Source organism: Candidatus Zixiibacteriota bacterium (genome assembly GCA_019038695.1).
Classification (GTDB): Bacteria; Zixibacteria; MSB-5A5; order GN15; family FEB-12; genus B120-G9.
This window is the reverse complement of sequence record JAHOYZ010000003.1, coordinates 18,261-33,428: the sequence shown is the minus strand read 5'-3', so window position 1 is coordinate 33,428 and position 15,168 is coordinate 18,261. Positions and strand designations below refer to the sequence as shown.

9 protein-coding genes are annotated in these 15,168 nt (G+C 50.1%); 6 read left to right on the top strand and 3 right to left on the bottom strand.

Translation table 11 applies throughout. The features are described from left to right. Positions 1–124 precede the first annotated feature (124 nt). The 4 genes from KOO62_00790 to KOO62_00775 all read left to right on the top strand — a co-directional run bounded on the left by KOO62_00790 (position 125) and on the right by KOO62_00775 (position 7,440). On the top strand, positions 125–1,876 hold the full coding sequence (locus KOO62_00790) for an outer membrane protein assembly factor (GenBank protein ID MBU8932519.1): 1,752 nt from the start codon (positions 125–127) through the stop codon (positions 1,874–1,876). Continuing rightward, positions 1,877–2,527 carry a DUF4390 domain-containing protein gene (locus tag KOO62_00785; GenBank protein MBU8932518.1) on the top strand — a complete coding sequence of 217 codons (651 nt, stop codon included), beginning with the start codon at positions 1,877–1,879 and terminating at the stop codon, positions 2,525–2,527. It abuts the gene before it with no gap. A 162-nt stretch (positions 2,528–2,689) separates the two neighbouring features. Next, entirely contained in the window at positions 2,690–4,447 is a 1,758-nt protein-coding gene (locus KOO62_00780) for a GAF domain-containing protein (GenBank protein ID MBU8932517.1), read from the top strand. Continuing rightward, positions 4,444–7,440, top strand: coding sequence for a tetratricopeptide repeat protein (locus tag KOO62_00775; GenBank protein ID MBU8932516.1), 2,997 nt, complete (start codon positions 4,444–4,446; stop codon positions 7,438–7,440). Before KOO62_00780 ends, KOO62_00775 begins: the two co-directional genes overlap by 4 nt. A gap of 395 nt (positions 7,441–7,835) precedes the next feature. On the opposite strand, the gene KOO62_00770 is transcribed toward KOO62_00775, so the two are convergent. Beyond that, entirely contained in the window at positions 7,836–10,145 is a 2,310-nt protein-coding gene (locus KOO62_00770) for an HlyD family efflux transporter periplasmic adaptor subunit (protein MBU8932515.1), read from the bottom strand. 64 nt (positions 10,146–10,209) lie between these two features. Then, the gene (locus KOO62_00765; protein MBU8932514.1) at positions 10,210–11,004 is read right to left on the bottom strand and encodes a hypothetical protein; all 795 of its coding nucleotides are present in this window, start codon (positions 11,002–11,004) and stop codon (positions 10,210–10,212) included. A 598-nt stretch (positions 11,005–11,602) separates the two neighbouring features. Here KOO62_00765 and KOO62_00760 point away from each other — a divergent pair. Both KOO62_00760 and KOO62_00755 read left to right on the top strand, forming a co-directional pair. Further along, positions 11,603–12,067 (top strand): hypothetical protein, encoded by a 465-nt coding sequence (locus tag KOO62_00760; GenBank protein MBU8932513.1) that lies wholly within the window; start codon positions 11,603–11,605, stop codon positions 12,065–12,067. A 53-nt stretch (positions 12,068–12,120) separates the two neighbouring features. Next, positions 12,121–13,647 (top strand): cache domain-containing protein, encoded by a 1,527-nt coding sequence (locus KOO62_00755; GenBank protein MBU8932512.1) that lies wholly within the window; start codon positions 12,121–12,123, stop codon positions 13,645–13,647. Positions 13,648–13,680: 33 nt separating this feature from the next. Here KOO62_00755 and KOO62_00750 read toward each other — a convergent pair whose 3' ends face one another. Further along, complete coding sequence (locus KOO62_00750) at positions 13,681–15,162, bottom strand: DEAD/DEAH box helicase (GenBank protein ID MBU8932511.1); 1,482 nt, start codon at positions 15,160–15,162, stop codon at positions 13,681–13,683. Between the last annotated feature and the right edge of the window lie 6 nt (positions 15,163–15,168).

Sequence of the window (15,168 nt, the reverse complement as noted above, 5' to 3'; positions counted from 1 at the left end):
CTTGTGCATGAGTGTGTCAATACCACACGAATAAATCTCTCGGAGGTCAGCTAACAGGTGACAGAGAGCGGTTTCGCCGTTTGGCACGCGATTTGATATGTAGATTGGGAAAACGGAGGAAGATATGATTTTGGTTAGCTCAAAGAGATTTGTTGGTATCGCGATAGTGGGGTTGCTTCTGGTTTCTTCATTATTCGCATCGGAAAAACAGTACAGGAAGTACAACTCGCAAACCGAATACGAAGAATATTTCACGGTTGGCTATGATCGAGAGACCATAACGATCAAAGTGGTTGAGGGTGATACTGAGACGCGGCATGTTTTCAGTCGCAGCGATGTGACAATTGAGCCGGAGTCCATTGTTCTCGACGAATCAGTGGTCTTTGAGCGTGACGGTCTGCTGGTCAATGGTCGGACCTATCCCTATGATCTAATTTCCGATGCAAGGATTTTGGCGGGAGACGAAGTCACCACTATTTCTTTCATGAAGCGAGCTGATGGATCGAATCGATCTGCCCGTGTGCGAGGCGGAAACCTGATCTCTTTTGATCAGACGCTGGTGGTTGATGAAGAACAGTTTGTGCGCGGGTTACTATTTTCGGTTAAGGGTGATATTGAGGTCTATGGTGAGGTTAACAAGGATATCATCACCCTCTTTGGTAATACGTATGTAGGCCCAGGGGCAGTGGCACGTGGAGATATTGCTACAGTGACGGGTCGTATTGATGTTGCGGGCGATGCTTCGGTCTATGGGGAACTGTTCTCCGGCTCTGATCGGCGTAGCTCACGAGTTCATCGCTTCCGCCAGAAAAGCAAGTCAGCCTCGCTTTCTGCTACCTTAACCTATAACCGTGTCGATGGTGCCCTGCCTTCTTGTCGTGCTGGATTTGAGGACCTTGATTCGCTGCTCCCCTCGGTTTGGGTGGAAGGTGGCTACGCGTTTGAATCGAAACACTGGCGATACGGCCTTGGTCTCGAACAAACTCTATGGCGGGATCGTCCCCTGATAGTTGGCGGAGAGTTCTACCGACGGCTGGCGTCTGAAGATGATTGGATTATTGAGAAAGGCGAAAATACGATTTTCGCACTATTAGTCACCGAGGATTTTCGCGACTACTACGAGGCCGAAGGGGGAACGGCCTACCTACACTTCAAACCGTTTGAGACAGTTACGTTCGATGCCAGGTATCGCTCTGAGGAAACGAACTGGCTGGATGCTCAGCCACATCTGTGGTCGCTATTTGGCGGCGACAAACTGTTCAGATCAAATTTTAGTTCAATTGGTGGTGATCTCCGTACTCAGGCTATCAGCGAGATTGACACCACGACCAATGCTTCATTGGGGATTGGTTTGGAATGGAATACGCTTGATGCCGACCGACCGTACGCTCATTCGGGATGGCGCCTCAACGGAAATATCGAGTGGGCTCACCCGGACATCGGTTCCGATTTCGACTATCGTCGCTTCGTTGTGTCGGCTAGGAGGTATCAGGAAGTTCACCGTCGGGCGATGATTCTTGTACGCGGTATGTTCGGCAATGCTTGTGGTACTCTACCGGTTTATAAGCAGTTCTATCTTGGCGGGCTTGGGACATTGCGAGGATACGACTACAAGGAGTTATCGGGTAACCGTTTCTGGATGGTTAATGCCGAATACCGGATCGACTTCCCACGCTCGGACCTGGGCGCTTCGATTCTTTGGGATATTGGCCGGATTACCGACAATTCCGGGTTTGAGGATGAGAACGAAGTGCGCAATTCGGTTGGTATTGCGCTCATGCTTGGTGATCAAACCCGCATCAGTTTATCCAAGCGGCTTGATCGCTCGTTTGACAACGAGCCTCGCATCCACGGGCGGTTTGACTATCGGTTCTAAATGAGAGTACTCATATTGCAGCTTGCAAGATACCGGAGAAGATGGGCTGCTATCAGCCTGCTGGTGGTCCTGTGTATAGCGAGGCCGGCCTTTGCCGGTGATGCCATTGATGCCGACATCTATCGCAACAACGGTTTTCTAATGGTCTGGATCGATCTTTCCGGCCAGATATCATCGGAGCGTGTCAAGTTGTTGAAAGAAGGTGTCGATCTGGCCTTGGAGTGCCGGGTCGATCTCTTGCGCTCGCGCCGTCTCTGGGGCACGGTCAGGACTGGTCGAGCCAGTACGGCCATAGTCATAGGTTATCACTTATTGGCTGAAGAATATTCTTTGAGATATTCTGGATCCACCGGGGACGATCAGGAACGCCGTTTTATTGCTCTGGCCGGACTACACCAATTTCTTGCTGATTCGATTGTGGTGACTCTGGCGTCGATCGACAGTTTGGAAAATGATCGCCGCTACCACGTGGAGCTTGCACTTAGTTATATCTCCTTGACATCTCTAAACTTAGGCTCCGCAAGCGGATCGTCCGAGACGCCGGTGAAGTTTCTTTTTCGACATTTTCTGTCACTCACTGGTTATGGTCGCGAGCAATCCGTGGTGTCATCCGAACCCTTCCGCCTGACCGATATTCCCTCCGGCCGATAAGAAGATAATATCGAGAGCCGGTGTCTCTCGGTCACTTTAGAGTGTAAATCGCTGGCGGATTCTTCCGATACAACATGAGAAGAGTGAATCTGTCAGGGAGTTACGCTATTGGATCAGGTCCAACGGCAACCCGGATGAGACAATGAAAAACAGGACCCTAACATGACCGATCGCCAGGCAGAGCAGACTGGCCCGATAGATATTCTGGCCGAGTTGGAGGCCAGGCTTGATGAGGTCACTGAGACTAATCCACGAATAGATACTGTGGATGTTGAGTCGCCGCGCGATACAGCTGATCTCCGGGCGATGCTCGAAGTTTCCCTGGCTATCAACTCGTCTTTGGTGCTGGATGACGTTCTGCAAATTGTCATGACCAAGGCGATCGAACTGATGCGGGCTGAGCGCGGCTTGATCATGTTGCTTGATGAAGACGACGAACTACAGATTCGGTCGGCATACAATCTTTGCCAGGACGAAATGATGGATGAAGATTTCAGAATTTCGACATCCATCACTTCCGAAGTTGCCTCATCAGGAAACTCGGTCTATACCTCCGACGCTTTATCCGACGAACGATTTGCCAAACAGCGCTCTGTTGTCGAACTGCACCTGAGATCAATCATGTGCGTACCCCTGAAGGTCAAAGAGAAGGTTATTGGCGTCATATACCTGGACAACTCCAGCGAGACGCGCATGTTCCTCAAATCGGATCTCTTCTTGTTCGAATTGTATGCGCAGATGGTTTCCAACGCTTTGCACAATGCGGGTCTTTACCAATCTTTGCTGGATACCCAGCAGTATAGTGAGAAGGTTATTGAGACAGCACCGTTCGGTACTGTAGTAGTTGATTCGAGAGGTAGAATAATCACTATCAATTCGGTGGCCCTTGAGATTCTTGACTTCAACAAGGACGCTGTGGCAGAGGTTGATGATTCCGGTCGTCGCGTTCGATTTGTTGATCTTCTTGATGACGATGAACGTGGTCGTTGGCAACACATGGTAAATACCGCCAGTACCACCCGTGAAGAATTCTCCGATGACCGGTATTTCCATAATACGGGCTACCTTGAGAAAGCACTATCTATCAAGATAGTACCGATTTCAAATCTACCCAATGACGGCGACGGGGTGATTATCGCGATTGAGGATATCACCGAGAAAGTGCTCATGGAGAAGTACGTAATTCTCTCCGAGAAACTCGTTGCCAAAGGGGAGATGGCGGCTTCCATAGCACATGAGTTGAACAACTATCTGGCCATCGCCTCCAACAACGCGGAACTACTAATTATCAATGTTGATCGTGACAATCTGGACAAGGCCAAGTTCAATGCCAAAGCAGTCACTGAGAATGTACACAAGGTCAAACGCTTCGTCGATAACTTGATGGATTTCTCACGACCACAGTCAGAGTTCATCAACTACGATATTCGCCATCTGATTGAGGATCTGCTGTTCTCCCTGCGAGTGCAGCCGCGTTTTAAAAGAACCAATTTCTCCATCGACTTCGATTCGGAATCGCCCAATATCGAAATGGATGTTGGCCAGATTCAACAGGTTCTGATGAACCTGCTGAACAACGCCGCCGATGCCATCGAGGAACGCATTGTCAACTCCGGGGACGATACCGCCAAGTTCGAGCGTAAGTTGTCTATTGTCACTTCATATGACAAGGAGAGTGAGAAACTCACAATCAAGGTGTCCGATAACGGCCTCGGAATGACGGAGGATACTCTTTCCAAGGTTTTCAGTCTTCACTTCACAACCAAGAAGGGGGGGCATGGTCTCGGACTAGCCAACTGTAAGAAGATCATCGAGCAACATCATGGTGAGCTACTGTGTGAATCCACACTTGGAGAGGGTACCACATTCACTGTCACCATCCCCCGGATACATTCTACGACCGCAAAGAAAACCCAATGAGTCCCCCGGCAGCGTTTCCGCCTGGCTTCACTTTTCAGAAAGAGTTGGGCAGGGGAGGCACGGCTACAGTTGTTTTGGCTCGCTGTCACGAGAGCAATCGTGATATTGCGCTCAAACTTCCGCTTATAACACAGGAAGAGTCTTTCAAGATTCTCGCGCGACGCGAGGCGCACCTGATCGGCGGCTTACGCTACCCCGGATTAGTAAGAGTCCATAATGTCTCATTGGATGAGATGCCCTATGTTGCGCTTGAACCGTGTCGGGGTCCAACGCTCGATTTGATCGGTCGGGTTGAGCCATTGACCATTGCTATGAATGTCATTAGCGCGATGGCCATCAATCTGGAGTTCCTGAGACTGAAGGGGATCATTCACGGCGATTTCAAACCACATAATGTGTTTCTTCCCTCTGACTGGCAGTGTAGCTTGAAGGACGGCAGAGGGTATGTCAAGTTATCCGATTTCTCGCTTGGTCAGCTAACCGATGAATCCAACTCCGTTCGTGCCGGCCTCGGGACAATTGGCTACCTTGCGCCCGAGACGATAACAGCACAGCGCACTTCTCACCGTTCCGATCTGTTCGCGCTCGGTGTGACTGCCTATCAGGTCCTCACTGGTGAGCATCCTTTCATGACACAGAGCAGCGATCCGGTCGAGGTTAACAGTAGATGTTGCGAGGAGAACCCGGTTCCGGTTGAAAAGTTGCGACCTGACCTGACCGCCGAGATAAGTAGTCTTATCAATTGTCTTCTGGCCAAGGATGAGAATGTCCGTCTGTCGTCCGCTTGGGAAGTTTGTTGCAAGCTACAGGAGGCAGGAGCTGACTATCCATTCAGACAAAAACTGAAAGCCGTTCACTTGATCCATGGCGAGAAAACTTACGCGGCTGCTGTCGCCCGGATATTGAATCTCAACGACCACCAGCGAGAGCGTCTCGATTTTCTAACATCCCGGTCATTAGTTGATCTGCGTTTGATTCTGGCAGATAACCAGCGAAGTGGGAATCTGATTTATGACAACCAGAGGTTCATCTTTCCTGGTGGTATCCGCTGGCCTGCCTGGATGCGACGGCGATCATTGCAGGTCTTCTCAAGCAGTCCACTTTCTAAGCAGCGGCAGTTAGTCAAAGTTGCCATCGCTGGCAGCGTTCACAATGGCCGCACACTTGAGCTGATCGGTCCTGATGAACTTCTTCCCGGCGATGAACCAACCTTACAACTTCTGCGGCAATTTTTGTCTCCGGCCTCATGGCGTTTTTACTCACATAAGTATGGCCTGAGAGCGGAATCAGAAGAGGAGTATGCGTTGGCAGCGCGTCTGTACACGCAGGCAGGCAATCTCGAAAAGGCCGAACTCACAGCATTTCAGGCTGCCACGAAGTTTCACGATCAACATTTGAGCAGTGAGGCGCTTGCTCTTCTGAAACATGTACTGGCCTACGCCGATCTTATCAATGAATCCTATGCTGCCAGACGATTGCTAATGCTTCAGGGGGACATTCTAAAGGAAACGGGCGAAACGGAAGAAGCGTTATCGGTCTACAATACGATTCTGAGTCTGTACGATAATCGTCCACCTGACAAGTTGCTAGGCGAGACGCACAAAGATATTGGTGATCTCTACAAGACGATGCAGAAGTTTGAACAAGGTTTGACTTCTCTGCGCAGTGCACTGGATATTTATCAGGCTCTGAATGATGAATTGGAAGTCTCTCGAACACTTAACAATATTGGTAACATCTACTGGGTCGGCAATGAACTCGTTTCGGCTCTTGACCATTATCGAGCTGCCCTTAAAATTCAGCGACGGCTTGGAGCCGAGGTCGAAATCGCCTCGACCCTGAGCAATATCGGTTCTATTTATGCAATTCAGGGTCGTCTTGAGCGAGGCATCCGCATTTTGCATTTATCGCTGCAACTCAAGAAGGCAATCGGTAATACCGGAGAGATTGCCCGATCACTCAACAACCTGGGCTACTGCTACCATGTGAGCGGACAGTCGGGTCGCGCCGTCGATTGTCTCACCGAATCGCTGGAACTGAATCGACGTATCGGCTCCAGGAAAGAGATTCTTTTCAATCTGGAAAACCTAACGGCAGTCATGATTATGGCCGGTCAGCTCCGGGAGTCACTCGTTTACCTGAGAGATGGGCTGTCCCTGGCAGCCAGTGTCGGCGACAATCCTCATCTGGCAGCATTTCAGCTGAGCATGGCTACCGTTCTCAGGCGCATGGGACAGCTTGGCGAGGCGGCTGCGAGTTTGTCGGCTGTTGAAAAGTCTATTGAGGGAATTGATAGTGATGCCCTGATCATTCAACTTGGTATAGGCAGGGCTGCTCTGCGTGCCGCTACAGGGGATTCGGATAGCGCCATCAAGTGCGCCCGTGAGGCTTTGGATCAGGCGGCAAAGATAAAGATCAAACCGGAGCAGCTGAACGCGTTGCTTGTGCTGATCAGAGTATCGGGTGATGACCAGCTGGTAAGAGATGCCCTCAGTTTGGCTGATGAGCTTTCTCTGGAACGGGAGAAAACGTTGATCATGTTTGGTCGTCTGGAGTGGCTACTGTGTAATAGTGGAGCAGCGCGGGTTGATGATCTTGTAGCGGAACTTATACCCCGGCTTGAGTCAATCTCGGATGATATTGAACTGGCCGGAATGTACAACTCGATTGCCGAGTATTACCTGAACAAACATAAGACAATCGATGCCGAAAAGATGCTCGAGCGTGCTATGAAGTTAGCTAATGCTTCCAACTTGGTCTCTGAGAAAACTCGTACTTTGACACTACTCGGAAGATTACGCTACTCGCAGAACGAATACGAACAATGTTATGCCAATCTCAAGAATGCCCTGGGGTTGTGTCGTCAGATTGCGGACAGCTTGACCAACGAGCAGGACCGCTGCGTCTACCAGAGACAGCAATCGATCCAAACCCTGGTAGCTGAAGTCAATAGACTCAATCAACGAATGGGCCAGCGAGAACGAACTCTCTGATATGGTGGAGGGGACATCCAGGGGTTCAAATCACCTCACAAAAAAAAGGGGCAGACCTTGCGGTCTGCCCACGAATCAGCTAGTCGTGGAGACTAACTCACGGACCAATGCGGAACTGGCCACCCTGGCTCAGTCCGATCGGTGCGATACGTGCCTCCAGGATCTCCACTGAGAGCTCGTAGTTGTTCATACATTCACCTCCTTAAGACACAAGTACAAAACAGGTCCCCGATCCATCGAGAACCATTTTCCTTTGGTCTCACTGACTCAGTATAACGGGGGATGAAATTCTGTCAAGCGGAATGTGAAGACATGGTCATATTCGATTCGTTACGCAGAAAATGCACAGTGCGAACGTAGAAAAAACGGAAAACATTTCCAGAATACGGAAGATGTTACCACCAAGACCAAAACTCGACGCGAACGAACGATTTGATCTTGCGAGAAGTCAACTCAGCCACCGAACGCTGTGCGATTCCGATTTTGGCGAACCCGGTCATTCCTTTCTGAAGTGAACCGTCTTCGTTGGCGACTTCTATGGAGACAGGGAACCAGGCTTGTTGGTTGTGAAGGTTTGCTGTGCGGGGAATGTGTACAACGGTGCCGTCATAAGTTCGATCGGGATAGGTACGCATTTTTAACTCGACGCTCTGACCGGTTTCAATGAGGTTGAGGTCGAAATCCGATACCGGCAACTGTACAATCACCTGTTTCGAATTGAGCACTGTCAGGATACAATCTCCTCCAGTACCGACGACAACTTCACCGGCGAACGGCGCCATGATAGATTGAGCTTCTTCCTGCTCCCTGAGGAATTTCACTTTCGCTTCTTGCTTGTCAATTTCGGCCTGGATGACGGCTTCTTCTTCACGCTTGGGCGGCGAAGTCAACAATTGCAGTCGTGCCTTACGGTTGGCCAACTCTGCCAGGGCGATATCCACTTCCGATACCGCCGTCTCATAATCCTCTCTGGTGGCCAGGTTCTTTTCCACCAGATCGGTGGTTCGTGCGAGATTCCGGGTGAGACGTTCCATACCAACTCGGGCTGCTTCCACCTGAGTCTGGGCTTCGTCAATCTCTTCCTGTTTGGGTGGGGATTGGAGCAGGGCAAGTTGGCTTTTGAATTTGTCTAACTCGGCAATGTTTCCAATGATCTCTTTTGTCACTTGATTGGAAACAAGAATGGCCAGAGCATCACTTGATTCGACGATCTCACCGTCCTTCACGAGAGGTATCAGGTCAAGGGTGGCCATCTCGTTGGAAGTCATCTGCAGGTAGCCGGTCTTAGTTTCGGGATTGATTCCACGATGCTGACTGCGACTTTCCAATAGTCCGAACTCGTTTAGCAGAAGCGTGAATTCCTTGATCGGTTGAATTGAGATTTCACCAGATACCCGATGAGGAAATGAGATACCAAACAGACCATAGCCCAGACTGGCCAGGGCCAGTAACCAGACCAGGAGACGAAGACGGTTTTTGAACGTTTGCTTCATGTAGCCAAGGTGTTTAATGGTTCCATAGAACAGTGCAACCAGTCCCGATCTCATCACGCTCACGAGGACTACGGCCAAGACAAGTAATCCCCAACCTCCCAATTTGGCAAGTAAGAACTGGGCGACAATGACCAGCAGGTACAAGAGCAGGAAAGTCGAGTAAGCCACCGCCAGTATTGCATAGTTCAGATAGATTCGTCTCTGGCGAGCGGTAGTCTCAAGAGTCGGGATTGGCCAGCCGAGGATTACACGTTTTCCAACATTGCCCAGATAGGCGAACGATTTTCGGCGGAGATTGGGGATATCGACCCAATCCGACAGGAGGTAATAGCCGTCGAGTTTGATAAGCGGGTTGAAATTGAACAGCATCGTAACCCAGCATACAACGGCAACAAGGCGGGCCACTTCGTTAGGAAAGCTGCCAGGCACGGTAATGCGCCAGAAGATAACTGCCAGGGCCAGCAACAGTAATTGCATAGCTGGCCCGGCCCAGGTGACCGCGAGGCGATGAGATCTATTGGGGAAGAGCCAGGCGTCAGACAGGTCCGAGTAGAAACAAGGCTGGAAGTACAGTAACAGGAATCCTATTTCACGTACCTCTCCTCCGAAATATCTACAGATCACAGCGTGAGCAAACTCATGAATTGAGACAATTACAAATAGTCCCAGGATCACCATCGCCAGTGAACTGACATTGAATATTTCGCCCAGATCGATATAGAAATAGACTGAGTTGGCCAGCAGCAAACCCAGTCCGAGGGTGAGAATAACAGCCGCCAGGGCAGCTCCGAATCGATTATGAAAGGGGCTGTATAACCTGGTAAGTCCATCGAGAAAACGGCCGGGATTGAAAGCCTTAATCTTAATGAAGAGAAACCGGGACAATTTTCCTTCCCCTCGAGCGGCGTCATAACTGACTCGCGAAACGGCCTGTTCGGCACGGCCGTCATCAAGGAAAAACAATTTCCCCAGTACCTGAACGAATTGACCGACAGCGTCGGCCGTGAGGTTGGCTCCGAATTTGTCATTGAATTTACGGGCAATATCTGTGTAGGCGGTCGCTCCATCCAACTGGTTGATCAACCAGTACTCAGGCTGACGAAGACGAAAGTAGCTGCCGGTAATCGGATCCTTGATGTTGTATACAACAGCACCATCGATTTCAGCAGGTACCGCAATCAGATCAGATCGAATTTTTGCTGGACGTGTCACACCTCAATTTATGGTGGACACAAGGGCGTGGCAAGGTTGCAGTGAGGGGGCTCCGTTAGGCGGTTCAAGTTCCCTGGTGTAAAGTGTGACTCCACTCCAGCATCGCATCGTGCGTCTCCCACAGTGTCACACTGTCGGCAACGATATCCTCAATCGAGTAATGTCTGATGTCGAGAAGGAACTCTACCAGAAGCCCCGCTTCGTAATGAACGCGATCCCAACCATACTCGCCGCCCCAGGGGTGATTGTCGTTCAGGACTGCGATTCGGTGAGGTAGAGTGGCCAGGCTGTCTTTGCGGATATTGCCGATATTGGCGACGTATTCGGGGAAGCCCTCCTGTTTCCAATGAGGCAATCGCCTCCACATACTTCTGCCAATCCGGTCTATCATGTATTGGTGACCGACCTCGTGGGCCATGGTGTGGGCTGGATCCCCTTCAAAGATGCTGAACTTTGGAAGTCCTCCTGATCGGCTTGCCAAAGCGCTGACTCGGGTTTCGCAAACGAATGAATTGCCCAATACCGACAGGTTGAATCCCTGGGCCAGAGGAGTTACCAATGCCAATCGAGCCAGAACGTTGTAGGCGGTTTGGTTGCGAATGTAGTACACGCGGTCAGAACGATTCGGATCGTAATACCCACTCGCCCGCAAGCGTTGCTCAACCTCCTCCGCTAAAAGTTCAATTGTTGTGTCGTGAATCCCATCGTAATACAATGTAATCGTTCCCGACTGGACACTGTTGGTAGCAATCAATTGCGGAAAGGCCAGCACGGTTACCTGCAGACAAAACAAGAAGAATAGTGCCAGCACTAACCATAGGGACCAACGGCCGATTTTGTGAAGAATAGTCTTTTTCATACTTATAGTCACATCCACAAGGCTTATTCAGAGTCTCTTGTGTAACCAAAGATACGATTGAAGACGGGTTTGGTTTCGTCAACAGGTGAATCCTGTAACCTGAATAATTTTCCTTGCGCTAAACCTCAATCGTCTTAACTTGGGAAATGGACGCTGTATGTCATAGACGAACGCACATCAATCGAGACTATCATCATGTTGCGGCATTGTCCTCGGTGGAATGCCTGGGAATTGTGATATTGTTTACAGGCTATCGGTTACTCCGTAGGTATAACTGAGACAGGCACAAACACATTCGGTATCGTACGTTATGAGTAGACATAGATTTATACATAATTCAACTCGCCCCACTCGATCAGTTGGCTTTGGGACGGCAGAAGCATTGTCTGTGTTGGTTTCCGTGCTTATGGTCCTCATTTGCGTTCAGGGTTGTGGGACTAATTTCTCCGGTAGGTACCGCTTCACATGCTCCCAGCTTGAAGAACGGAATTATCAGGGAGAACGTCCTGTTGAGCCAGGAATGTTGGATGTTGCGCATTCTCAGCCAACTCCACAGAGAATTGTTGTTGAGTCTCTTTCACCCGGCAACACCGATATTGTGACCGGGAATTCTGACCTGCAGTCACCGGCCCCGGAGTTGCACAATGATACTGCTGATGGGAGAGATGAAATATCCACTCTGCCTTTTCCATCTCCCATTATTGACAGGACTACATCTGAGCGTGCATTCGAGATTCTCAATGGATTGTTGCACATAGGGGAGGAGTTTCTTCGCACCAATTCGTTTTTCAGGTTCATCATTACTACTCTCGTTAGGGGTTTGGAAGAGTACTTCCCTGAATTGTGTGATGAAATTATGGAGTGGCTGGAGTATGATGCCAGAGATCGCCATTATTCTCTCCACCATGAGGGATTGCAGCGAGTTGCCAGTTTGTTTCCCGGAGCACCGTTGTTGGCGGCATCAATTACAACTGAGTATCGTCGAGTTGCTACTCCTGCTGCCGTTGTCAACGATGTCTATGAATCAGGTTCACACCTGAAGGGATATGATAGCGTCTACTAAGACCGCTATGTGATTCTTCTCAAGGCATAAACAAATGCGACGATAATAGTGGTATGCGAAAGAGACCACACACAAGACTGATTCCCGTGTGGCTGAAGCTGCTGTTATGTGTGGCCGCAGTAGTGTTGCTGTTTGGTCAGGGGTGTGACAGGAGCGAGGCTGAGGACATCCAGCAGGCCACATTTGGATTTCTGCGACAGGTTCTGGATGAAAGGCGTGCTATGATCATGGATCATATGTCTGAACTGCACCAGATTGCAGAGTCGGCCCTTGTAGATACTGTTATACAAAATACGTTCCGCATTATGCTGAATCCGTCTCATCAGTTTGCCGATCCGTCCTATTCTGCAGAGCTTGTACTCCATCTTGATATGCGATTCGTTACGGTCTATGGCGATTTTTATGATATGCTCTTCGTAGATTCCACTGGGTACGTTTTTCATAGCATTCGACAAGAATCTGATTTTCACACCCGGCTTGGAGAGGATGGGCAGGCTACCCTTCTGTCTGAGAGTTTGCGGTCTGGCCTGCGCACGACTTTTGTGGACTTCGAGAAATATAGGCCTTCCAAAGAACCGGCAGCATTTCACATAGTTGCAGTTGAGGAGAATGGAGTTGTGTCCGGCTGGATTGTCTTTCAGCATGCTATCAATCGAATCAACTCGATCCTGATGGATCGGGCTGGAATGGGTCGGACTGGAGAAGTCTACCTGGTCAACAGCCATGATATCATGCTGACCGATTCTCGCTTCATCAAGGAGAGAACGATGATGGAACTTCATCTTGACACGGAAGCTACCCAGAACGCACGTAACCGTGGTAGGGGCAACAAGCTCATAATGGACTACAGGAGTCGACCCGTATACAGCGTTCACGAACAGTTTAGTTTTCTTGGTGTCCCCTGGATCATTGTAGCCGAGGTTGATGAGGGGGAGGTTATTACCGCCCATTTCCGCAGACAGCTAGAGGATCTTAGCCCGAAGATCAAAGCCTACTTGAAACATGAGCCACATGTCAGCAGCGTGAGGAGATATGTTCCCAGGAGTGATGTTAAGGTCGATATGAACGAGTATGGTTCCATCCGCGCCGAAGGAACTATCTCTACAGTTGGCGTATCGACGTGTACAGCAATTACGATTTCGCTTCCGGGTCAGTTTTCGTACATGGCTCATATTTCACCAACCGACGACACCTACACAAAACCACTGGCTCGGTCATTTCTGGGGGATAGTCGAACCGATGTGTTGCAATCTCTCCTTGAAAGAGTTCTTGCTTATGAAATCTACCCATATGAACTGATTTGTCTGGAGGTTTCTATCGTTGCGACCTCTGATAAGAGCCTGATCAGTATTCTCACTCGTTTGATCGAATACGACATACAATTGTCCCAGGTGAAGATTATGTACAATCCGGCAGCGTTGTACGCAAATGTCTATGTTGAGTCGGTACAGGGCCTTACTACAGTAGAGTGGCATTTCGATGAGAGCACAGCTTCATCTATCGAGACTTCAGAGTCTGCTGTCGATTTAGGCCGGATTGTCAGCAACCTTATTCACAACAGAGTACGACAGGCATCTTAAGTGACAACCGATAAATGCTTCTCCAGAAATCACCTATCTCTTACTACGATGGCGCGAATCTTTGCGAGGGGGACGTCGTTTGGAACTACTCCGGGGTGGCCTTCCTCGGGTACTACTCGTTTTTGTTACCGGTACTACTGGCTGAGGCTGTTCAGCGTGGAGGATGTCCTGGTAATAATCATCAAGCAACATGGCTAGCAGTTGTGAGGAATCCTCGCCCTGTCCCAGCAATTGAGCCAGGGGAACAAAGCGTTGCATTCTTTCACGCTTGAGTCCGTCGCGATCTCTCAGACGAGCCTCAAGCAGGGCAATAATGCGTTGAGATACGATCGCTTGTACATCGGCATCGGTTGGAATGGGGCGCTCAATCATGCTGATACCGAACCGTTTGGCAATGCGCAGGATGTCAGTCTGTTCCATGCCGGCCACCAGCGATATTGCTGCTCCTGCCGCCCCGGCTCGACCTGTGCGGCCAGCGCGATGGACATAGGCCTCTGGATCTTCTGGCGGTTCATACTGAAAAACATGCGATAACTCCTGAATATCAATGCCCCTTGCCGCTACATCAGTAGCTACCAGGAAGCGTAGTTTGCCTTTTTTCACGCGGTCGAGAACGCTCTCCCGTGCCCGTTGGGTAAGATCGGCACTCAGTTCATCCGCATCGTAACCAAATCGCTTGAGCACCACTGCCACATAGTGAACCATAGCTTTGGTATTGCAGAAAATCAGGGCAGAGGAAGGGTTTTCCATTTCAATGATCCGCACCAGGCAACGATCTTTCTCCATAGCCGGAACAATGTAGAAGGAGTGTTCCGTGTCGGTGACATGAACATGATCGCGACTCAGACTCAGGAACTCAGGCTTGTTCAGGAACTGTCCGGCCAGTCTCAATACATGAGGCGGAAATGTGGCCGAGAACATATAACCATTGATTCTCAATCGCGGAAGGAACGTCTGGACTTGTTTCATATCCGGGTAGAAACCCATTGAGAGCATGCGGTCAGCTTCGTCGAAAACGAGAATACTCAGGGCTTCGAGGGTCAGATTACGACGTATCAGATGGTCCAGGATTCGTCCCGGAGTACCCACTACCAGATGAACACCTTTTTCAAAAGCATCAAGTTGGGGGCCATAGCCTACGCCACCATAGACCGCAACTGAGCGGATTCCAGAATCTTTTCCAAGCATGTCCACTTCGTTCGCCACCTGGCGTGCAAGCTCGCGGGTTGGGACCAGGATCAGCGCCTGGCAACTGGCCAGGGAAGCATCAATTCTCTCCAGAATTGGGAGTACGAACGCGCCCGTCTTGCCGCTCCCGGTTCGCGCCTGAACCATCAGGTCCCGGCGGGCCATGATGTAGGGGATTGTTCTGGCTTGCACCGGCATCAGTTCGGCCCATCCGGCACGTGTGCAGGCTGCTTGCGAGGTCGGTGGTAGTTGGAGGAATGTGATCTCCGGTAGAGCGTTGTCTGGTTCCAGGATGTCTTTATCGTCTTGCTGACCGTTTTCCGTCATTGCTGT

Excerpts from the sequence above, each read along its gene's own strand:
- KOO62_00790 (MBU8932519.1), top strand. The coding sequence starts at position 125 with ATGATTTTGGTTAGCTCAAAGAGATTTGTTGGTATCGCGATAGTGGGG.
- KOO62_00785 (MBU8932518.1), top strand. The coding sequence starts at position 1,877 with ATGAGAGTACTCATATTGCAGCTTGCAAGATACCGGAGAAGATGGGCT.
- KOO62_00780 (MBU8932517.1), top strand. The coding sequence starts at position 2,690 with ATGACCGATCGCCAGGCAGAGCAGACTGGCCCGATAGATATTCTGGCC.
- KOO62_00775 (MBU8932516.1), top strand. The coding sequence starts at position 4,444 with ATGAGTCCCCCGGCAGCGTTTCCGCCTGGCTTCACTTTTCAGAAAGAG.
- KOO62_00765 (MBU8932514.1), bottom strand. The coding sequence starts at position 11,004 with ATGAAAAAGACTATTCTTCACAAAATCGGCCGTTGGTCCCTATGGTTA.
- KOO62_00755 (MBU8932512.1), top strand. The coding sequence starts at position 12,121 with ATGCGAAAGAGACCACACACAAGACTGATTCCCGTGTGGCTGAAGCTG.
- KOO62_00750 (MBU8932511.1), bottom strand. The coding sequence starts at position 15,162 with ATGACGGAAAACGGTCAGCAAGACGATAAAGACATCCTGGAACCAGAC.